Origin of the sequence: Devosia sediminis (assembly GCF_016411825.1) — a bacterium.
GTDB lineage: Bacteria > Pseudomonadota > Alphaproteobacteria > Rhizobiales > Devosiaceae > Devosia > Devosia sediminis.
In genome coordinates, this window is the sequence record NZ_JAEKMH010000004.1 from 99,897 (window position 1) to 120,168 (window position 20,272).

General features: G+C 64.9%; 18 protein-coding genes. 5 read left to right on the plus strand and 13 right to left on the minus strand.

The window, feature by feature from the left end; genetic code table 11:
- Positions 1–119 precede the first annotated feature (119 nt).
- Positions 120–329 (plus strand): hypothetical protein, encoded by a 210-nt coding sequence (locus tag JEQ47_RS16275; RefSeq protein WP_198877482.1) that lies wholly within the window; start codon positions 120–122, stop codon positions 327–329.
- A gap of 171 nt (positions 330–500) precedes the next feature.
- Positions 501–956 (plus strand): GreA/GreB family elongation factor, encoded by a 456-nt coding sequence (locus tag JEQ47_RS16280; RefSeq protein WP_198877483.1) that lies wholly within the window; start codon positions 501–503, stop codon positions 954–956.
- A 31-nt stretch (positions 957–987) separates the two neighbouring features.
- On the opposite strand, the gene pyc is transcribed toward JEQ47_RS16280, so the two are convergent.
- The 7 genes from pyc to JEQ47_RS16315 form a co-directional block, all read right to left on the minus strand.
- Entirely contained in the window at positions 988–4,428 is a 3,441-nt protein-coding gene (gene pyc / locus JEQ47_RS16285; RefSeq protein ID WP_198877484.1) for a pyruvate carboxylase, read from the minus strand.
- Between the two features lie 104 nt (positions 4,429–4,532).
- A complete protein-coding gene (locus JEQ47_RS16290; protein WP_198877485.1) occupies positions 4,533–4,949 on the minus strand; it encodes a protein tyrosine phosphatase family protein in 417 nt (138 codons plus the stop codon).
- Positions 4,950–5,116: 167 nt separating this feature from the next.
- Positions 5,117–6,616 (minus strand): putative bifunctional diguanylate cyclase/phosphodiesterase, encoded by a 1,500-nt coding sequence (locus tag JEQ47_RS16295; protein WP_198877486.1) that lies wholly within the window; start codon positions 6,614–6,616, stop codon positions 5,117–5,119.
- A 187-nt stretch (positions 6,617–6,803) separates the two neighbouring features.
- A complete protein-coding gene (locus tag JEQ47_RS16300; protein ID WP_198877487.1) occupies positions 6,804–7,856 on the minus strand; it encodes a quaternary amine ABC transporter ATP-binding protein in 1,053 nt (350 codons plus the stop codon).
- Position 7,857: 1 nt separating this feature from the next.
- A complete protein-coding gene (locus JEQ47_RS16305) occupies positions 7,858–8,727 on the minus strand; it encodes an ABC transporter permease (protein ID WP_198877488.1) in 870 nt (289 codons plus the stop codon).
- 125 nt (positions 8,728–8,852) lie between these two features.
- Positions 8,853–9,881: a glycine betaine ABC transporter substrate-binding protein gene (locus tag JEQ47_RS16310; RefSeq protein ID WP_198877489.1), complete on the minus strand. Its 1,029-nt coding sequence runs from the start codon at positions 9,879–9,881 to the stop codon at positions 8,853–8,855.
- Between the two features lie 228 nt (positions 9,882–10,109).
- Complete coding sequence (locus JEQ47_RS16315) at positions 10,110–11,147, minus strand: glycine betaine ABC transporter substrate-binding protein (protein ID WP_198877490.1); 1,038 nt, start codon at positions 11,145–11,147, stop codon at positions 10,110–10,112.
- 237 nt (positions 11,148–11,384) lie between these two features.
- On the opposite strand from JEQ47_RS16315, the gene JEQ47_RS16320 reads away from it, so the two are divergent.
- The 3 genes from JEQ47_RS16320 to JEQ47_RS16330 all read left to right on the plus strand — a co-directional run bounded on the left by JEQ47_RS16320 (position 11,385) and on the right by JEQ47_RS16330 (position 14,150).
- Positions 11,385–12,581: an ABC transporter substrate-binding protein gene (locus JEQ47_RS16320; RefSeq protein WP_198877491.1), complete on the plus strand. Its 1,197-nt coding sequence runs from the start codon at positions 11,385–11,387 to the stop codon at positions 12,579–12,581.
- A gap of 62 nt (positions 12,582–12,643) precedes the next feature.
- Positions 12,644–13,570 (plus strand): oxidoreductase, encoded by a 927-nt coding sequence (locus tag JEQ47_RS16325; protein WP_198877492.1) that lies wholly within the window; start codon positions 12,644–12,646, stop codon positions 13,568–13,570.
- Positions 13,563–14,150 carry a class I SAM-dependent methyltransferase gene (locus JEQ47_RS16330; RefSeq protein WP_198877493.1) on the plus strand — a complete coding sequence of 196 codons (588 nt, stop codon included), beginning with the start codon at positions 13,563–13,565 and terminating at the stop codon, positions 14,148–14,150. Before JEQ47_RS16325 ends, JEQ47_RS16330 begins: the two co-directional genes overlap by 8 nt.
- 162 nt (positions 14,151–14,312) lie before the next feature.
- On the opposite strand, the gene JEQ47_RS16335 is transcribed toward JEQ47_RS16330, so the two are convergent.
- The 6 genes from JEQ47_RS16335 to JEQ47_RS16360 form a co-directional block, all read right to left on the minus strand.
- Positions 14,313–15,605, minus strand: coding sequence for a branched-chain amino acid ABC transporter permease (locus JEQ47_RS16335; protein WP_198877494.1), 1,293 nt, complete (start codon positions 15,603–15,605; stop codon positions 14,313–14,315).
- Positions 15,602–16,606: a branched-chain amino acid ABC transporter permease gene (locus tag JEQ47_RS16340; protein ID WP_198877495.1), complete on the minus strand. Its 1,005-nt coding sequence runs from the start codon at positions 16,604–16,606 to the stop codon at positions 15,602–15,604. Before JEQ47_RS16340 ends, JEQ47_RS16335 begins: the two co-directional genes overlap by 4 nt.
- Positions 16,607–16,609: 3 nt before the next feature.
- Complete coding sequence (locus tag JEQ47_RS16345; RefSeq protein WP_198877855.1) at positions 16,610–17,314, minus strand: ABC transporter ATP-binding protein; 705 nt, start codon at positions 17,312–17,314, stop codon at positions 16,610–16,612.
- Between the two features lie 2 nt (positions 17,315–17,316).
- Positions 17,317–18,099 carry an ABC transporter ATP-binding protein gene (locus JEQ47_RS16350; protein ID WP_198877496.1) on the minus strand — a complete coding sequence of 261 codons (783 nt, stop codon included), beginning with the start codon at positions 18,097–18,099 and terminating at the stop codon, positions 17,317–17,319.
- Between the two features lie 105 nt (positions 18,100–18,204).
- On the minus strand, positions 18,205–18,567 hold the full coding sequence (locus tag JEQ47_RS16355; RefSeq protein WP_198877497.1) for a methylglyoxal synthase: 363 nt from the start codon (positions 18,565–18,567) through the stop codon (positions 18,205–18,207).
- A gap of 67 nt (positions 18,568–18,634) precedes the next feature.
- Entirely contained in the window at positions 18,635–20,161 is a 1,527-nt protein-coding gene (locus JEQ47_RS16360; protein WP_198877498.1) for a protoglobin domain-containing protein, read from the minus strand.
- Positions 20,162–20,272: the final 111 nt, after the last annotated feature.

The window sequence follows — 20,272 nt, forward strand, 5'->3', positions numbered from 1 at the left end:
ACCTGCCCGAGGGCAAGCGCGACACCAGGAGTGCTGAACACTTTTCCCAAATGTTCCGACATGCCCGCTCCAAGCGCCCTGCGCCTGGAGGCCTCCGCATGTCTTCCGAGGCGATCAGAATGACCTTCAAATATTCCGTCACCCTGCCCATCAGCGGCGGCAACAAGCTGCGCCGTTTCCAGGATTGGGCCAGCGACCATCTGCCCGAGCTGAGCTACAGCCTGCCGCACCAGACCCCGATCAAGACCGAGACCATGACCGTCCGCCTGCGTTCGGTGGAAGACCGGGCGCGCCTGCTCGAGGCCATGGCGGCAACGCCATTGTCCTGAGGAGGGCGTGATGCAGATTTTACGCTGTTGCCGCTCCTGTACCGGTCCGCGGCCGCGGGCAGCGCGCCGATGCCCATGGTGCCACCGTCCCTATGGCGGGCCGCCTGCTCACCCCGAGCATCTCTTCGCCAGCTTCGACCGCAAACCGCCATCGGTAGAGGGAGATCGGTCATGACCACCATTTCGCTGGCCGATTGGTCCCGCTCGCCCGAGATCATGATCGGCGCGAAGGAGCACAAGCGCCTGACCATCGCCGCCCTCACCGAGATCGGTGACCGGGGCGACAGCACGGATTTCCTGCTGCACGAGCTGGATCGGGCGCGCATCGTGGACGACAGCCTCCTGCCGCCCGATCGCATCCGGGTGGGCAGCATTGTCCGCTTCAAGCCCATTCCGGGCAAGGAACAGACGATCAAGCTGGTCATGCCCGGAGACGAGAACCTGCCGGGCAATTACCGGCTTTCAGCCACCTCGCTCACTGGCGCGGCGCTGCTGGGCCTCCGGCCGGGTGACCTGATGAGCTGGCTCTCGCCCGACGGGGTGACGCATCGCATCAAGGTGCTCAAGGTCGCCAACACCGCCACGGCGCCTGATGGCGGAGACGATCCCGGCCCCAGCGCCGCATAAGGAAAGGCCCGGATCGCTCCGGGCCTTTTTACTATTCCAGCCGGACCAGTAGGTCCTTGGCGTCGATCTGGTCGCCGGGCTTGATCAGCAACTCGGCCACCACGCCATCGACCTCGGCATGGATAGCGGTTTCCATCTTCATGGCTTCGATCGAGCACAGGACGTCGCCGGCCTGGACCTTCTGGCCTTCCTTGACCGCAAGGGTCGAGATGACGCCCGGCATCGGCGCGCCGACCTGCTTGGGATCGCCGGCCTGGGCCTTGGCGCGAACCTTGACCTCGCCGGCCTTCAGCCGGTCCGGCACGGTGATGGTGCGCGGCTGGCCGTTGAGATCGAAGAAGACGCGGACCTCGCCCTTTTCATTGGTTTCGGCGCGGCCCTGATAGGTCACGACCAGGGTCTTGCCCTTTTCGATATCGACCAGCAACTCGTCGCCTTCCTCGAGCCCGTAGAAGTAGACCGGCGTCGGCAGCACTTCGGTCGGGCCATAGCGGTCCTGGGTTTTTTCGAAATCCGAATAGACCTTTGGATACATGAGGTAGGAGGCGAGCCTGAAATCATCGACGTCGATGCCGACCTCTTCGGCCACCTTCTTGCGCTCGGCTTCGAGATCGATCGGCTTGAGGTAGGAGCCCGGGCGTTCGGTCAGCGCGGTCCGCCCTTTGAGGACCTTCTTCTGGAGGTCAGCAGGAAATCCTCCGGGCGGCTGGCCCAGATCTCCGGCAAAGAAGCCGACCACGGAGTCGGGGAAGGCGATGTCCTTGTCCGGGTTCTCGACATCGGCGCGCGAAATACCGGCCGAGACCATGGCCAGCGCCATGTCGCCCACCACCTTGGAGGAGGGCGTGACCTTGACGATATCGCCGAACATCTGGTTGACGTCAGCATAGGTCTGGGCGACCTCGTGCCAGCGGGTTTCAAGGCCCAGCGAACGCGCCTGTTCCTTGAGATTGGTGAACTGGCCGCCCGGCATTTCGTGGAGATAAACCTCCGAAGCGCCGCCCTTGAGATCGCTCTCGAAGGCGCGGTACTGGGTGCGCACGGCTTCCCAATAGAACGAAATCTGGCGGATCGCCTTGGCGTCGAGTTCCGGATCGCGCTCGCCATCGGCCAAAGCCGCGACCAGCGAACCCAGGGTCGGCTGCGAGGTGGTGCCCGAGAGCGCGTCCATGGCCGCGTCGACGGCATCGACGCCGGCATCGACGGCGGCAAGAACGGTGGCTGCGGCAGCGCCCGACGTGTCGTGGGTATGAAGGTGGATCGGCAGGCCGATTTCCTCCTTCAGCGTGGCGATCAGCTTCTTGGCCGCAGCGGGTTTGAGGAGCCCGGCCATGTCCTTGAGACCGAGGACGTGGGAACCGGCGGCTTCCAGTTCCTTTGCGAGGGCCACATAGTATTTGAGGTCATACTTGGCCCGGTCGGGGGCCAGCATGTCGCCTGTATAGCAGATGACGCCTTCGGCGACCTTGCCCTCTTCGATGACGGCATCGAGCGAGACGCGCATGTTCTCGACCCAGTTGAGGCAGTCGAAGACACGGAAGATGTCGACGCCACCCTTGGCGGCCTGCTTGACGAAGAATTTGACGACATTGTCCGGGTAATTGGTGTAGCCGACGCCGTTCGAGCCGCGCAGCAGCATCTGCGTGAGAATGTTCGGCGCACCGGCGCGGACCTTTGCGAGGCGCTCCCACGGATCCTCGTTGAGGAAGCGCATGGACACGTCAAAGGTCGCCCCGCCCCAGCATTCGAGGCTGAAGAGGTTCGGCAGGCCGCGCGAATAGGCCTGGGCGATGCGGGTGATGTCGAATGAGCGCATGCGCGTCGCCAGCAGCGACTGGTGCGCATCGCGCATGGTGGTGTCGGTGAAGAGAACGCGCTTCTGCGCCTTCATCCAGGCGGCCAGACCCTGCGGACCGTCGCGATCGAGGATCTGCCGGCTGCCTTCGACGACCGCCAGCGGCGGAAAATCCGGCACGAAGGGCGCGGCGGCATCGGCCGGCGGCCGCGGCCGGTCGCGCACTTCCGGATGCCCGTTGACGGTAACGTCGGCGATATAGCTCAGGAGCTTGGTCGCCCGGTCCTTGCGCGGCTTGAAGTTGAAGAGATCAGGCGTCGTATCGATGAAGCGCGTCGTGTAGCGGTTCTCGAGGAAATCGGGATGCGTGATGATGTTTTCGAGGAAGGCCAGGTTGGTCGCGACGCCGCGAATACGGAATTCACGCAGGGCGCGATGCATGCGGGCAATGGCCTCGTCGGCCGATGGCGCCCAGCAGGTGACCTTTTCGAGCAGCGGATCGTAGTAGCGGGTGATGATGGCGCCGGCATAGGCCGTGCCGCCATCGAGGCGCACGCCGAAGCCGGTGGCACCGCGATAGGCGGTGATGCGGCCATAGTCGGGGATGAAGTTCTGTTCCGGGTCTTCGGTGGTGACACGGCACTGGATGGCATTGCCGTTGAGGCGGATGTTCTCCTGGAGCGGCACCCCCGATTCCGGCGTACCGATGACGGCGCCGTCGAGCAGGTGGATCTGCGCCTTGACGATGTCGATGCCGGTCACTTCCTCGGTGACGGTGTGCTCGACCTGGATGCGCGGGTTCACTTCGATGAAGTAGAACTTGTCGGTATCGGCATCCATGAGGAATTCGACCGTTCCGGCGCCGCGATAATTGGCGGCCTTGCCGAGGCGCACGGCCGCATCGGTCAGCTCCTTGCGGACGGCGTCGGAGAGATAAGGCGCGGGGGCGCGCTCGACGACCTTCTGGTTGCGGCGCTGCACCGAGCAATCGCGCTCATAGAGGTGGACCAGGTTGCCATGGTCATCGCCGATGAGCTGCACTTCCACGTGGCGGGCGCGCTCGACCAGCTTTTCGAGATACATCTCGTCCTTGCCGAAGGCGGCCTTGGCCTCGCGCTTGCCTTCGGAGACTTCCGAGACCAGGGTCGATTCATCCATGATGCGGCGCATGCCGCGGCCGCCGCCGCCCCAGGAGGCCTTGAGCATCAGCGGATAGCCGATCTCGGCGGCCATGCGCCTGACTTTGTTCATGTCATCGGGGAGCGCATCGGTAGCGGGCACCACCGGTACGTTGGAGGCAATGGCCATGTTGCGGGCGGCAACCTTATTGCCGAGATCGCGCATGGTCTGGGCCCGCGGCCCGATGAAGATGATGCCGGCATCCTCGCAGGCATCGACGAATTCCGGGCTTTCCGAAAGGAGGCCATAGCCGGGATGGATGGCATCGGCGCCGGAAATCCGCGCGATGCGGATATATTCGTCGATCTGGAGGTAGGCCTCGACCGGGCCCTTGCCCTTGCCGATGAGATAGGCCTCGTCGGCCTTGAACCGGTGCAGCGCCAGCTTGTCTTCCTCGGCATAGGCCGCCACGGTCTTGAGACCGAGTTCATTGGCGGCGCGGAAGACGCGGATGGCGATTTCGCTTCTGTTAGCGACGAGGATTTTCTTGATGGGCATCGGTGTCCGTTCCGAGCAGGAGGGGGCGTGGACCCGCGCGGGGTCCGGCTCAGCAAAACCAACGGAACGGACGGTTGACCGTCCAACCGTCGAAGACTTCAGATCTATTTCTGGCCGAGATATCCGGCCAGGTGGCTCATGTCATAGCCGGCCTCGGCAGCCTGGGCGATGATCTCCGAGGCGGGCGCCTCGCCGGCCTGGGAGAGAGCCCATAGCGTGGTCGAACGCGTGCCCGACCGGCAGTAGCAGAACACCTTGCCGTCGCTCCCCTCGAGCACGGCCTTGGTGGCATTGACGAGATCGGGATTGACCCCTTCGCGACCCAGAGGAATGGCGTGGTAGGCTAGCCCGGCAGCCTTGGCGGCCGCTTCGATTTCGGCTCCATCGGGCTGGTCCGGCGATTCCCCGTCCGGCCGGTTGTTGACGATGGCGACAAACCCCAGGTCCTTGAGCGTTTTCACGTCTTCCGGCTGGATCTGTCCAGAGACGCTGACGTGATCGTTGATCCGCTTCAATTCCAAGGCTTTTTCTCCCACAGTCCACCAAACCTATGGCGTCTCATGCACTCTGAGAAACCAGCCATTGGTCTTAGGTCATCGCCGTCGCGATGGCCCGTTATAGCCACGCGCCGGGCCCAGACGCAACTGGGACGGGTGCAATCCTGTCACCGAGCTGTCACCTGCGCCGATCAGGCCGCCGAGACGATTTGGGGGAGGACGAGCGGACGCGGCCGGCCGAGATAGTAGCCCTGGAGGCCCGTGCAGCCCGCGCCCACCAGCGCCTGCAACTGCTCCTCGGTCTCGATCCCCTCAGCCACCACTTCGAGCGAAAGCGAGCGGGCAATGTCGCAGATCGCCGTGACGATCATGGCATTGACCTGATTGGCCGAGAAATCGGCCACATAGGTGCGGTCGATCTTGATGATGTCGAAGGCAAAGTCGCGGAGGTAATGGAGGCTCGCATGGCCGGCGCCGAAATCATCGACGGCAACGCGGATGCCCATGGCTCGCAGCGCCCCCAGATTGGTCATCTCGACACTGCCCGCCAATAGCGGCGCATTCTCGGTGATCTCGACGATGATGCGCCTGGGATCGGTGCCGGTTTCGACGAGGATGTCGGCAAAGGCCTCGGCAAATTCGGGGCGTCGGAGCTGCACCGGGGAGACATTGACCGCCACCGGCCCTTCGAGCTGGGCGAGATCGGCGCAGACCCGGCGCAGGACCCACTCGCCCAGCCGGTCGATGAGATTGCTCTGTTCGGCCACGAAGATGAACTTGTCGGGCGCCATGGTGCCGCGCACCCGGTGGCGCCAGCGCACCAGGGCCTCGTGCGAGCGCACCAGGCGCGTGTGGCTGTCGAAGACTGGCTGGTAGTGCAGTTCGAGTTCATCCATCAGGATGGCGGCGCGCAGCTCGCGCTCGACGAAGCGCCGATGCCGCTCGTCGCCCAGCATGTCGGCATCGAAGGGCACGACCGCGCCGCGCCCGGCCTGCTTGCCCTTGTAGAGGGCGAGGTCGGCATTGGCGATCAGCTCATTGGGATTGGTGGTATCGACCGGGGCCAGCGCCACGCCGATGGTGGCGGAGAGCCTGGTCATGCGCCCGGCGATGGAATGGGGCTGGTCGAGGCGGCGCAGCAATTGCTCGCCGAGGCGACAAAGGGCCGGCTTATTGTCATGGCCGGGGATCAGGACGCCGAATTCGTCGCCACCAAGCCGCCCGATAATGGCGCCGGGCATCAAGGCGCGCATCTCGCGCACCAGCGCCACCAGCGCCGCATCGCCCGCGCCATGACCGGCGCTGTCGTTGAGGACCTTGAGATTGTCCATGTCGATCTGGAGATAGCCCAGGGCCGACAGCGAGCCGCGGCTGGCAAAGCGGTTGAGCTCGTCCAGGAAATAGGATCGCGTAAAGGTGCCGGTCAGCGCGTCGCGATGGGCCGAGGCCAGCGCCTCCACCATCGAGGCCTGCGCCTCGTCGATGCGCTGGCGCACCAGCCGCTGCGCTGCCAGCAGCATGATCGGAATGGCGGCAGCCAGAGCCGCGATGGTCCAGGCGATCCCCGGATGGCTGACCCCCAGTGCCGTGATGACGCCAAGCACCAGCAGCACCATCGCCAACAGGCCGACGGCGATGCGCAGCCGGTCATAGGCCTCGACGACGAAAGCGAAAGTTGGACGAACCTTCATGGGAGAACCCTGGACAGCAAGACCGCGCTACCTTGCCTCCACAACCATGAATCAATGCTAAATGTATGAAATATCACGAAATTGCACTTCGCCCAGGCAAACGGAGCGGCACGCTAGGGGCCAACTGCAACAGGCAGATGACAAGCGCGCCGCCCCCGCTGGGCAGGCTTAACGATGGGTTGACGGCTCAGCCTTCCCCGACGCCGGGCGTATAGCGGGCCAGTGCCTGGATCACGCGCTTGGCAGTAACCCGACCGATCTGGCGACCTTCGCCATTGGTAACGCCGACCCATTGATGCTCGGCAAAATAGGGCAGGACATCCTCGCAGCGGGCGTCGGCCGGCACGGTGAACTGGCAGTCCTCGAACGTGCCGCGCTCCATGATGGTGCGCACATGGATGGCGCGGGCCTTGTTCACCTCGCGTACGAATTCCTCGATATGCGCATTGGCGGGCTTGAGCACGATATCCTCGGGTCGCCCCTCCTGCTGCACCGCGCCGTCCTTGAGCACGGCAATGCGATCGGCGATCTTGAGGGCCTCGTCGAAGTCATGGGTGATGAAGAGGATGGTCTTGCCCAGGCTCTTCTGCAATTCCACCAACTGATCCTGCATGCCCGAGCGGATCAGCGGATCGAGGGCGGAAAAGGCCTCGTCCATGAGGATGATATCGGTATCGAGCGCCAGCGCCCGAGCCAGACCGACTCGCTGCTGCTGGCCTCCAGAAAGCTGGCGCGGGCGGCTGTTTTCATAGCCGGCGAGGCCCACGGTCTCGATCCACTGCGCCGCCTTTTCCAGCCGTTCGGCCTTGCCGACGCCGCGCGTCTCGAGCCCATAGGCGACATTATCGATCACCGAACGGTGCGGCAGGAGGCCGAACTTCTGGAACACCATGGCCACGGTATTGCGCCGGTAGGTCCGCAGGTCCGGCAGGCTCATCTGGAGCACGTCATTGCCCTCGACCACGATCTCGCCGGCCGTCGGCTCGATCAGCCGGTTGACGTGGCGGATCAGCGTCGACTTGCCCGAGCCGGAAAGCCCCATGACCACGAAGATCTGCCCGCGGGCAATGTCGAGCGAGACATTGTCGAGCCCCACGACGTGATTGGTCTCGGCCTGCACTTCGGCCTTGGACCGCCCCTGTTCGAGAAGGGCGAGGGCGCCCTGGGGGTTGTCGCCAAAGATCTTGGTGACGCCGCGCATGCGGATGGCGAGGCCCGTGTCGATTGTCATGTCGTTCATGTCAGCGGGCCTCCATCAGACCAATGCGGCCCTGCAACTGCTTGCCGAAACTCTGGGTGATGCGGTCGAAGATGATGGCGAGGGCGACGATGCCGAGACCGGCAAAGAGACCGCGGCTGACCTCGAGCCGGCCAATGCCCTGCAACACCTGGTAGCCGAGCCCCCCTGCCCCGATCATCGAGGCGATCACCACCATGGAAAGCGCCATCATCGTGGTCTGGTTGATGCCAGCGAGGATGGTGGGCAGGGCCAGCGGGATCTGCACGCCGAAAAGGCGCTGCGTCGGCGTCGTGCCGAAGGCGCGACTGGCTTCCATCACCGCAGGATCGACCGAGCGCAGCCCGAGATCGGAAAGGCGCACCAGGGGCGGGGCGGCATAGACGATGGTGGCGATCAGCGCCGGAATCTTGCCCGGGCCGAAGATCATCACCGTGGGGATAAGATAAACAAAGCTCGGGAGCGTCTGCATCAGATCGAGCAGCGGCGTGATCACGCCACGCGTGCGGGCCGAGCGGCTCATCCACACCCCGATGGGGATGGAAAGGACAATGGCCGTGAGCGTCGCCGCAATCATCAGCGCCATGGTGGTCATGGCGTCCTCCCAGAGATCCATGATTCCCAGGAACATCAGAGAACAGAAGACGATGACCGGCAGCGGCCAGCGGCGGGTGGCAAGGAAGGCGATGCCGACGAGGATGACGGTGATCAGCCACCAGGGCGTGGCGATCAGGATGTCTTCGATAAAGTTGAGCAGCATCAGCAGCGGATAGGCCGCGGCCTCGAAATACTCGCTCCAGTTGCGCACGACCCAATTGAGGGCGTCGTCAATGGCGCGGCGCCAGGGGCGCGTGTCGATCAGTTCTGGAAACATGTCTTATTTCTCTTGGAGCGTCCAAGCCCGAAGGCAGGTGCATGATGCCGTCTGCCCTGGGGATCGAACGCGGAAAACGGCCGGGTCGGAACCCGGCCGCCGTGAGGAAGGCTGTGTGACTGGTCTCAGCCGAGGGCGGCGAGCACCTTTTCGGCCACGTCTGCGGGGACCCAGGTGGTCCAGACATCCTGCTTGGTCAGGAGGAAGTTTTCGGCCGTGGCCTCCGCATCGGCCTGGTTCTCATCGCCATAGACGAGCAGTTCCGAGATTTCCGCATTGGTGAGGCCGACCTTGGAGAAGTATTCGGCGACGACCGGCGCTTCATCCTGGATCCAGGCTGCCGCACCCACTACGGCAGGGCTCGACGGATAGGCGGTGATCCCGGCCGGTTCGGCGCAGGCGCTGTCGGTATTGCAGGCATAGACTTCGGGCTTGGTTTCACCCAGGTCGATCTGCACAGCCGGATATTTGCCCAGGATCGCGGTCGGACCCCAATAGTAGAAGAGGATAGGCTCTTCACGCGTGAAGGCGCGGGCGATCGAGGCGTCGAGCGCCCCGCCCGAACCCGGCGAGAACAGGTTCCAGGTTTCGTCCATGCCATAGGCCTCGAACAGGGCCGTGGTGGAGAGTTCGCAGGCCCAGCCCGGCGGGCAGGAATAAAGCCGACCCTGGCTCGGATCCTCGGGATCGGCAAAGAGCTCCGGCCGCGCGATGACGGCTTCGGCCGTGGTCAGCTCGGGATATTCGGCCTGGGTATATTCGGGAATGAACCAGCCTTCGACGGTGCCATCGGTGATGGCATCGGCAAGCTGCACCACGCTGCCCGCTTCGATGCCTTCGGCCCAGGCATCCTCGATGGTGCTGGTCCAGAGCTCTGGCGCTACGGCAGGCGTGCCGCGATTGAGCATGGAGGAGGCGGTGGGAACGGTGTCACCGGCCACAACAGCGACATCGCAGCCATATCCCTTGTCGAGGATCGTCGCATGAATATGCGCCAGGGCGGCGGCGGAGGGCCAGGTCATTTCGGCAATATCGATGGTGCGGTCGGTGCCGCATTCGGTGGCGCCGGCGTCCTGCGCGAGGACGGGAAGGCTGCCGGTGGACAAAAGGGAAACGGCGATCGCGGCGGCAATGCCACCGGATTTCAAAATCATCAGGTTCGCTCCTGCGGTTATGGAATGTCGCGGACCATAAAGATGGCAGAAATGTGTGTCAAATCCGGCAATATTTGAGCAATAACAGACATAGCCGGGCGTTTTTCTTGGCAGATTCCATTGCTCAACTTGCGACATAAACTGAGACGACCTGTCGTCTTGACTGCGCAAGAAGCCACGCCTCACCAGATGGACTGCGCGCAAGTTAAAAAAATCTCAAAAAAAAGCTCAGGGCGTCTCGCCGACCCAGCCGCCCCAGAGGTCGCTGCGTTCGGCCACGAACTGGTCGGCCACCGATTCCACGCTGGCTCCCGCCTCGTTGAGATCGGCCAGCAGCGCGTCCATTTCGGCCAGCGGCAGGCTGGCGCGCTGGAAATAACCGGCAACCCGCGGCGCATCGGTAAACACCCGCTCGGCCAGGGCGATCACCACGCTATCGTCGGGAAAGGCCGATGGCTGGGGATCATTGCAGACCCGGTCGCCCAGGCATTGCGCCGCCGCCTCGACATATTCGCCCATGTCGATGGCGACAAAGTCGAGCTGATCGAGAATGGCATTGGGCTGCCAGTAGTAGAACAGAAAGGGCTGACGCCGGTTGACCGCCTCGGCGATCAACCGATCCATTTCGAGACGATTGGCCGGCTCGATCACCTCGACGAGGGTGTCGAGGCCGTGGGCAGCGATGAGATTGCGGTTGAGGATCGAGCAGGCCCAGTCCATCGGGCATGAGATGAACTGGATCGGCCCCTCGGCCGCCAGTTCCGGCAAAGCCAGTGCCAGGTCGGCCGCCTTTGGGGTCGCCGTAAAACTGCCGGCCAGTGCCGAGGGCATGAACCAGCCCTCGAACCGGGTCTCCACATAGGTCGGCGCGGCGCTGCGCACCTGCTGGCCTTCCATGGCCCCGTTCCAGAGATCGGCAATGCGGTTGATCCACATTTCCGGCGCCACCTGCGGCTGGCCGGTCGACCCCATGGACGACGCCGCCGCAGCCAGGTCGGACTGGACGATGCGCACCTCGCAGCCGAATTCGGCCGTGAGGATCCGCGCATGGATTTCGGCCAGCAAAGCGGCCGATGGCCAGCTCATTCGGGCAATGGAAATGGGCCGGCCGCCGCAGGGCGTGGCGGGTGTCGTGGCTCCTGCCGACGGCTGATCAGACGGCGCGGCCTGGTCCTGGGCGCTGTCGAGCACGGTGACTTGGGCGAATGCCGGCGCGGCCAGCAGGGCCAGTGCAAGCACAGCGATGACGGGGTGAAGAATTGTCATATCCGACGGTGCCGTTCCTCCCGGGCCCTCGGGGGCCAGTCTATGCCCAAGAGGCGCGCGTTAAGCAACCGCAACGACTGATGGATTTGGCACGCAATCCCCGGTGACATCAGCGCCCCGATTGTGCAACAGTCCCTTCCCAGCGGGGCGCGCATCGCGCCCCCTTGCCTGTTGCAGCGCCGCAAGGAGGAGGTCGAGCAAGGCCACCCGGCGCGCAACGAGAACAGAGGGACACGCATGTTCAAGAAAACCCTGACCCTGGCGGTCGCCGCCACTGCACTGACCGTTGCCGCTCCGGCACTGGCCCAGGATACCGGCGCCACCATCGGTTTCGTCGGCGGCCTGACCGGCCCGATCGAATCTCTCGCTCCGCCGATCCTGGCCGGCGCTCAGCTCGCCGTGACCCAGGTCAACGAACAGGGCGGCATCCTGGGCGGCGAGCTCAGCATGATCTCGGCCGACAGTGCCTGTGACGCAACCGGTGGCGCTACCGCCGCCGACAAGGTCATCAACACCGACAACGTCGTCGCCGTCGTCGGCGGCCTCTGCACCGGTGAAACCATCGGCGCCTTCAACGGCTCGGGCCTGTCGGGTGGCGTGGTTTTCGTGTCGCCGGCCTCCTCGGCCCCGGCCCTGACCACGCTGGAAGACAATGACCTTGTCTACCGCACCACCCCGTCCGACGCGCTCCAGGGCGTGAAGATGGCCGAGCTGCTGCTCGCCAAGGGCGTCAACGACATCGCCATCACCTATGTGAACAACGACTACGGCAAGGGCTTTGCCGATGCGCTGGCCGCTGCCTACGAGGCCGGTGGCGGCACCGTGGCTGCCAATATCGCCCATGAAGAAGGCAAGGCGGACTACCGCGCCGAGCTGGGCAACCTGGTCGCGTCGCAGAACCTCGTCATTCTCGCCTATGCCAACGCCTCGGGTAACACCGTGCTGCGTCAGGCTGTCGAGAGCGGCAACTTCACCACTTACGTTGGTGGCGACGGCATGGTCGGCGACGACCTGCTGACCGGTATCGACGCTGCTGCCGTGGAAGGCCTGATCGCCACCCGCGCCGGTGCCCCGACCGGCGAAGCCGTGGACATCTACAATGCCTTCACCGGCGAAGGCTTCACCGCCAACGCGACCTACGCTCCGCAGGCGTATGATGCTGCCTTCCTCCTGGCTCTCGCCATCGAGAAGGCCGGCTCGACCGACCGCGCCGGCATTGCCGCCGCCCTGCGCGACGTCGCTTCGGCTCCGGGCGAGAAGATCCTGCCGGGCGAATGGGCCAAGGCCAAGGAACTGATCGCTGCCGGTACCGACATCGACTATGAAGGCGCCGGTGGCGCGCTGGACTTCGACGAAGCCGGCGACGTTGACGGCATCATCGTCGAACTGGCCGTCGAAGGCGGTTCGTTCGTCGAAAAGGGTGTCATCCAGTAATTCACTGGAACCAATAACGGAAAGGCCCGGGAGCGATCCCGGGCCTTTTTCGTTGCACTGACATGCAGATATCGAGCGAAACTACGATTCCCGACCAATCCGGCCGCATTGCCCTCGTGACCGGCGCCGCCGGCGGGCTCGGCCTGGAAATCTCGCGCATGCTCGCGGCGTCCGGCGCGCGCGTCATCCTGGCAGGCCGGGACGTGGCCAAGGGCGAAGCCGCGCTGCGGAGCCTGCCGCGCCAGGGCGACCTCAGCTTCGAGCGCATCGACTTGGCGGACCTGGGCAGCATCAGGGACGCCGCCGCCCGCCTCTCCGCGCAGATCCCGAGGCTGGACCTGCTGATCAACAATGCGGGGGTGATGGCGCCCCGCGAGCGCGGTGTCACGGCGGACGGCTTCGAGCTGCAACTGGGCACCAATCACCTTGGCCACTTTGCCCTGACCAGCCACCTCCAGCCGCTGCTGCAGGCGGCCCGTGGGCGCGTGGTGAGCGTCGCCAGCATCGCCGCCCGATTTGGCCGCATCGACTTCGACGACCTGCAGTCGGAAGGTGGCTACAACCCTTTCCGCGCCTATGCTCAATCTAAGCTCGCCAACCTGCTGTTCGCGCGGGAATTGCAACGGCGGAGTGACGAAGGGGGCTGGGGTATCAAGGCGGTGAGCGCCCATCCGGGCTGGGCCCGGACCGAACTCTTCCGCCACGGCCGGAGCGGAATTTCCGGCCGTGGCGAAAAACTGCTCGAGCCCCTGGTCTCGCAGTCGGCCGCCGCCGGTGCGCTGCCCATCGTTGCCGCGGCGCTGGAGCCGCATCTGCCGACTGATGCCTATATCGGCCCTGGCCACTGGTTCGAACTCAAGAACCCGCCCGGCCCGGCCAGCGTCCCCAGGGCAGCTCGCAATGCCGACACGGCCCGCCGCTTGTGGGAGGCGTCGGAAGCGCTGACGCAGGTCAACTGGCTAGCGATGGAAGGCCAAGCTCATGGCTGACGACGACACACTGCGCTTTTACGCCGACAATGCCACCACCTATGCGCAGCATCGCACCAGCGCCAGCGGTGGCGCACTGGACAGGTTTCTCGCCGCCCTGCCCGCAGGCGGCCGCGTGCTGGAACTGGGCTGCGGCAATGGCATGGATGCCGAACGCATGCTGGCGCTCGGCTTTGACGTCGACGCCACGGACGGCACGCCTGGCCTGGTGGTCGAGGCGCAGAAGCGGATCGGACAGCGAGCGCGGGTGATGCGGTTCGAAGACCTGGATGCCGAGAGCGACTATGACGGCGTCTGGGCTTCGGCGAGCCTGCTGCATGTGCCGGCGGCCGGCTTGCCGCAGGTCCTCGGCAGCATCCGCCGCGCCCTGCGGCCGGGCGGCACCTTCGTCGCCAGCTTCAAGGCCGGATCAGGCGAAGGCCGCGATAGGCTCGGCCGCTACTACAACTACCCTTCAGCCGCGAGGCTGGGAGCGGACTATCGCGCCGGCGGATGGAGCGACCTCACGCTCGAAACGACAATGGGCAGCGGTTTTGACGCGCTGCCCACCGAATGGTTGTGGATGACGGCGAGGCGGTAACGGAAACGCCCCACCCTAGCTCTGCTACGGCCCACCGGGCCTATCGACGCTACCCTCCCCACAAGGGGGAGGGAGTCGCTGAACACTGAGCCCCTACCCTTCGCCTCCCTCCCCTTGATGGGGAGGGAATGAGGGTGGGGTGACCCAGCACACGCGCTCCAGTCAGCGCGCATCCTCGCGCTTGACCACTTCCGGGATCAGCCCCTTGGGCGCGAACCTGAGCGCAATGGTGACCACGAGGCCGAGCACGAAGACGCGCATCTGCGCGGAACGGGCTTCGATCTCGGGGATGGCGCCCCAGCCGAAATTGGTCGACCACATCGAGACGAAGTCGAACACAGCCTTGCTGAGCGGCTCGGAAATCACCCAGATCAGCCACAGGAGCACAGCGCCGAACAGCGCACCCCAATTGTTGCCGGCGCCGCCGACGATGACCATAACCCAGATCAGGAAGGTGTGGTTGATTGGCTGGTAGCTCGAGGGATCGAAGATCTGCACGAAACTGACCAGCATGGCCCCGCCAATGCCCATCAGCACCGAGCCGAAGACGAAGATTTCGAGCTGGCGAGCCGTGACATTCTTGCCCATGGAAGCGGCCGAGATGTGATTGTCGCGGATGGCGCGCATCATGCGACCCCAAGGACCCGAATAGGCCCGCGAAATCAGCCACATGACGATGGCGAGGACCACCAGGGCCAGGACCAGGAAGCCGGCGCGGGCAGCGATCAGCGAGGTGGCCATATCCATGCCCTGGGCCTGGTACTGCTGCGGCAGCGGCGTCGGCCAGGGAATGGGCGAGACGGTGAGCGTACCGCGGGTCAGCCAGTCCATGTTCTTGATCAGCGCGCGGATGATCTCCGAAATGCCGATCGTGGCGATGGCGAGATAGTCGGTCCGCAGGCCAAGGCAGATCTTGCCGATGACATAGGCGATGCCGGCGGCCAGCACACCACCGAAGAGCCAGCCCAGGATCGGGTGGCCACCGAGACCGCCGACCCAGCCGCCGCCTGACGATTCGATATAGGCCGCGGCCGGATCGATCTGGCTGCGATAGAGCACATAGGCGGCAAACCAGGCGAGAACGATCAGCGCGCCCCGCCACTTGCCAGTAATGCCGATGCGATGGGCCTGGCGGGCCGCCAGCACGATCAGCGCGCCGCCGGCGAAGGCGAACAGCGCCCGGCCGAGCATCATCGGGCCGTCCGAGCCCCAGAAGGCCGGATTGACGGGATAGGAAATGAAGGTGACGGCGGCGCCGCCCACCATCAGGAAACCCATAATGCCGAAATTGAAGAGGCCGCCATAACCCCACTGGATGTTGAGCCCGAGCGCGATCAGCGCATAGGCCGCAGCTTCCACGAGACGCGAGGTGGTGAAGGGCAGGCCCATGACCCAGCCGATCACGAGGATCAGGACGAACAGGCCGCCAAAGAGTGCGAGGGAACGCTGGATCATGACGAGGCTCCCTTGAAGATACCGGTGGGCCGGACGAGCAGGGTCACCACGAGGATGACGAAGGCGACGGTGAGCTTGTATTCGGTAGGAACTAGCGCCAGCGTCGCCGGCAACTGCATCCAGTCTGGCAGCACCGCATTGAGCGGCCGCAACAGCATGGTCCAGTTGAACACGGCCAGCGTTTCGGCAAAGCCAATAAGAAGGCCCCCGGCAATGGCGCCATAGGCCTGACCGAGGCCACCGACGATGGCGGCGGCGAAGATGGGCAGGATGATATTGAACGCCAGATCCGGCTTCAGCGTCACGTCCAGCGCCAGCATGGTGCCGGCCATGCAGGCCAGCGCCCCGGCGATCACCCAGGTGACGCGCACCACCAGCGCCGTGTTGATGCCCGAGACCTGCGCGAGGTCGGCATTATCGGCCATGGCGCGCATGGCCTTGCCCAGCCGCGAACGGGTGAGGAAGAAATGCAGCGCCACTACCGAAACGGCGGTGACGAGGATCATCAGCACCTGCGGCTCGGTGATGACGAGCGGCCGGGTCGAACCGAGGCCGGCCATGTCGATGCGGAATACTTCCTTGGGCTCGGTCTCGAAGAAGGAGTAGGAGCCGGCGCCGAAGAACAGGCGGATGAGGCCCTGGATCATCAGCGTCACACCGATCGAGGCGATCAGCAGCGTAACGGGCTTGGCGCCGCGCTTCCGGAGCGGAGCGTAAAAGCCCTTGTCGATGCCCAGCGCCAGGATGGCCGTGAGCACCATGGCAATGGGCAGGACCACGAAGCCGGTCGGGATGGGCGTGACGATGCCCCAGGCGGCAAAAGCCGAGGCCAGCAGGAAGGCGATGAAGGCGCCGCCCGTCATCAGCTCGGAATGGGCAAAGTGAGCAAAGCGCAGGATGCCGAAGATCAGGGTGATGCCGATGGCGCCCAGCGCATAGATGCAGCCGAGCACGAGGCCGGAAATCACCACCTGGTTGATGAAGAAAACGAGTTCGGTCACGGCTCAGCCCCCGAGGAATGACTTGGCGACTTCGGGGTCGGCGATGAGCTCGGCCCCGGTGCCGGTATAGCGGTTCTGGCCGCTGGCGAGCACGAAGCCCTTAGTGGCGAAGGCCAGCGCCTGGCGGGCATTCTGCTCGACCATGAGGATGCCGACGCCCTCCTTGTTGACGCGCTGGATGGTCTCGAAGATCTCGATCACATAGCGCGGCGAAAGGCCTGCCGAGGGCTCGTCGAGCATCAGGAGGCTCGGCTTGCTCATCAGCGCCCGACCCATGGCCACCATCTGGCGCTGGCCGCCCGAGAGTTCGCCCGCCGGCTGACGGCGCTTTTCGGCCAGAACCGGGAACATCTGGTAGACCCAGTTCATGGTGGCGCGGAAATCGTCCTTGCGGGTGAAGGCGCCCATTTCGAGGTTTTCCTCGACGCTCATCGAGGTGAAGACGTTCTTCTCCTGCGGCACGAAGGAGAGGCCCTTGGGCACCAGCTTGTCGGGCAGCGAATTGGCGATGTTCTCGCCCCCGAAGTCGATCGTGCCGCCGGTGACCTTCAGGAGGCCGAAAATGGCCTTGAGCGTGGTCGACTTGCCCGCGCCATTGGGGCCGACGATGACACCGATATCGCTCTTGTCGATAGCGATGTTGACGCCGTTGAGGATGGGCGCGCCGCCATATCCGCCGACGACGTGCTTCAGTTCGATCAGGGCCATGGTCATGCCACCTCGGCGGGCGAGCCGAAATAGGCTTCGACGATTGCGGGATTGGCGCGGATTTCGGCCATCGGGCCCTCGGCGATCTTTTCGCCCTGGGCCATGACGATGACCGGATCGCACAGGCGCCCGATCAGGTCCATGTCGTGCTCGATGACGAAAAAGGTATAGCCCAACTCGCGGTTCATGCGCTCGATATTGCCGGCCAGGTCGTTGAGCAGGGTCTTGTTGACGCCCGCCGCGACCTCGTCGAGCAGGACAACCTTGGCGTCGACCATCATAGTGCGCCCCAGTTCAAGGAGCTTCTTCTGCCCGCCGGAAAGGTTGCCGGCCAGCTCGTCGCGCACATGGCCGAGCTTCAAGAAGTCGATGACATCGAGCGCCTTCTTGCGCACCTCGATTTCCCGCGAGCGCACGAGGCCCGGGCGGAACCAGGTGTCGACAAGATGCTCGCCGGGCTGGTCCCCGGGCACCATCATCAGGTTCTCGAGCGCCGTCATCTGCGAGAATTCATGCGCGATCTGAAAGGTGCGCAGCATGCCGATGCGGAAAAGCTGGTGCGGCTTCAAACCCGTGACGTCGGTGCCGTCGAAGATCACCTGGCCTTCATCGGGCACGATATTGCCGGCGACCATGTTGAACAGCGTCGACTTGCCGGCGCCATTGGGGCCTATCAGCCCGGTAATGGAGCCGCGCCGAACCGAAAGGGAGCAGTTGTTGACGGCCCGGAGGCCGCCAAAGCGTTTTGAGACGTTGCGAACGTCGATGACCAAGTCAGTGGACAATGAAGAGAGCCCGGTTTCCTGAATGCGTGCCGGCCCGGTTCAATCCGGGCAATTTTGGGGCATGTGCTCACAGACCGACCGGAATTTCAACCGCTGAGTAACCACTCAAACAGCCGCAAGCACCGCATCGGCAGTGGACTTGTTGTTGGCGAGGGGCACGTCGTAGAGCGTGGCCAACCGCGTCAATGCCTTGACGTCGACATCATGCGGCTGTGCCGAAAGTGGATCGATGAAGAAGATCAGCACGTCGAGCCGCCCCTCGCAGATCATCGCGCCCAGTTGCTGGTCGCCGCCGAGCGGACCGCTCTTGAGGAGGCTCACGGTGAGACCCGTCGCCGCCATGACGCGGCTGCCGGTCGTGCCGGTGCCCCAGAGCTCGTGCTGGCCGAGCTTGTGCCGGTGCACCTCGGCCCAGCGGCAAAGGTCGTCCTTCTTGTCGTCGTGGGCCACGAGACCAATACGTGCCATGGCGTTGCGCCTCCCTGTACCCGGCCTTCATGCCCGCGCGGCGCGAAAAGGGCAATGGCCGGCGGGGTCAGACGGCAAACCAGTGGGCGGCAATGGCCTCGTAATCGAGCGCTGGATAATCCTGCTGCTCTTCGGCCTGCGCTTCAGTCAGGGTGGGGGCGTTGAACACCGCCTTGAGGTCGCCCAGCGCCCCAGCGCCGGCAAGGCTTGCCCGCACCCGCTCCACGGCCTCTGCCCCCTGCCCCGCCGAAGTCACCAGCCCGTCGGCCAGCGCACTGGCCTCGGCCACGCCGTCGGCAAGCGTCCGGCCCTGCTGCTCAAGCTCCGCCAAGGCGGCGCTGTCGGCCCCGAGTTCAGCGACAAGCTGCTCAAGGATCGTGGCCAGGCGTGTCGCGGCATGGTCGGTATTCTCGGACGCGCTGTCGCGCCGGTCCGCTTCGGCTCGCAATTCGGCCGAAACCTGCGCTAGGCCCAAGGCGATGGCATGAAGCTCGCCATCGAGCTTTTCGCCGGCGCCGCCTGCGCTCTGGGCGAGCCGGGCTGCAACGAGGTTGGCGGAAAGGCCAAGGCCGTCGATTCGCTCGACCAGAGCCAGGGGATTGTTCCGGTTTGCCTCGGCCGCACTTGCGGCCAGCAGGTCGCGCCGTTGCCGGGCGCAGCGGCGGGCCAGCGCCTTGCCATGGCGGGCGAGGTCCCCGAGCTGACGCGGCAGGTCGGCGGCGCGCGGCGCCTGCTGCGACAGAAGTTCGGCGAGGCGCTGCGCCAGGTCACGCTGCGCCGCATTTTCGGCCACCAGCGCCTTGCCGCTGGCCAGCACGTCGTTCGCCAGGCTCTCGGCAGCGCGACTGGCGGTGCCGAGATCGTCGATGAGGGTAGCGACCCTGTCGGCGAGTTTTTCCGCACCCGCCCGCAGCGGCGCGAGCTCGGCATCGTCGCCGGCAAGTCCCGCTTCCTCGCGCCGTCCCTCGGCAGCCGCTTCCAGCATCCGTCCGGCAGCCTCGATGGACTGGCGCAGCCGCGCCTCTTGGGCGTCGAGGCGCGTTTCCGCATCGAGGCGCTGGCGCTCGAAATAGCCAGAATATGTCAGATCGAGATCGAGAAGCACGGCGCCCAGCAGCGTCGCGACGCCATTGGCCAGCGCATCGGTCGCGTCCTGTACGGCACTCGCATCCGGCGCACCCAGCAGGCCCAGCGGTCCCCGGCGCGGCTTCATCATCGTGGCCACGCCCTCCGGGATCATGCCGCGGACCAGGTCCTGCACGATGATGGCCTGGCTGCCCACATGCCAGCGCGGATCGACGCCGATACGGGCGTGGCGCTGCCCGGTGCGGACGGCCGCTTCGGCAAAGCTGCGATCGAGACGGCCCGAAACCAGCGCGCGCCAATGCGTGGCTGGCCCGCCGCTATCGCCCTCGATGCGCTCGCGGCCATAAAGAAAGCGTGCGGCACTGGGGGCCGTCGCCACCTGGCTGGCGAACCGCTGCAGGGCCAGATCGAGATGGCGGGCCGCGCTGTCGGCAACCGGCGCCAGCCGCTCCTCGACCCCCTCGCCGAGCCCGATGAAATCGAGCCTTTGCTGAAGTGTGTCCTGCATGTCTGAACCCCGGAAAATACGTCGCGTCATTGCGGTTATGAGAGCGCGCGCGGGGTAAATTTCATGGTTAATATAAACTTACCGGGTTCTACGTAGACGGCCGGGAAAGCA

Coding starts and splice junctions, on each gene's coding strand:
- JEQ47_RS16325 (WP_198877492.1), top strand. CDS start 12,644: ATGCAGATATCGAGCGAAACTACGATTCCCGACCAATCCGGCCGCATT.
- JEQ47_RS16355 (WP_198877497.1), bottom strand. CDS start 18,567: ATGGCACGTATTGGTCTCGTGGCCCACGACGACAAGAAGGACGACCTT.
- JEQ47_RS16360 (WP_198877498.1), bottom strand. CDS start 20,161: ATGCAGGACACACTTCAGCAAAGGCTCGATTTCATCGGGCTCGGCGAG.
- JEQ47_RS16315 (WP_198877490.1), bottom strand. CDS start 11,147: ATGACAATTCTTCACCCCGTCATCGCTGTGCTTGCACTGGCCCTGCTG.
- JEQ47_RS16330 (WP_198877493.1), top strand. CDS start 13,563: ATGGCTGACGACGACACACTGCGCTTTTACGCCGACAATGCCACCACC.
- JEQ47_RS16305 (WP_198877488.1), bottom strand. CDS start 8,727: ATGTTTCCAGAACTGATCGACACGCGCCCCTGGCGCCGCGCCATTGAC.
- JEQ47_RS16280 (WP_198877483.1), top strand. CDS start 501: ATGACCACCATTTCGCTGGCCGATTGGTCCCGCTCGCCCGAGATCATG.
- JEQ47_RS16310 (WP_198877489.1), bottom strand. CDS start 9,881: ATGATTTTGAAATCCGGTGGCATTGCCGCCGCGATCGCCGTTTCCCTT.
- JEQ47_RS16345 (WP_198877855.1), bottom strand. CDS start 17,314: ATGGCCCTGATCGAACTGAAGCACGTCGTCGGCGGATATGGCGGCGCG.
- JEQ47_RS16275 (WP_198877482.1), top strand. CDS start 120: ATGACCTTCAAATATTCCGTCACCCTGCCCATCAGCGGCGGCAACAAG.
- JEQ47_RS16320 (WP_198877491.1), top strand. CDS start 11,385: ATGTTCAAGAAAACCCTGACCCTGGCGGTCGCCGCCACTGCACTGACC.
- JEQ47_RS16300 (WP_198877487.1), bottom strand. CDS start 7,856: ATGAACGACATGACAATCGACACGGGCCTCGCCATCCGCATGCGCGGC.
- JEQ47_RS16295 (WP_198877486.1), bottom strand. CDS start 6,616: ATGAAGGTTCGTCCAACTTTCGCTTTCGTCGTCGAGGCCTATGACCGG.
- JEQ47_RS16335 (WP_198877494.1), bottom strand. CDS start 15,605: ATGATCCAGCGTTCCCTCGCACTCTTTGGCGGCCTGTTCGTCCTGATC.
- pyc (WP_198877484.1), bottom strand. CDS start 4,428: ATGCCCATCAAGAAAATCCTCGTCGCTAACAGAAGCGAAATCGCCATC.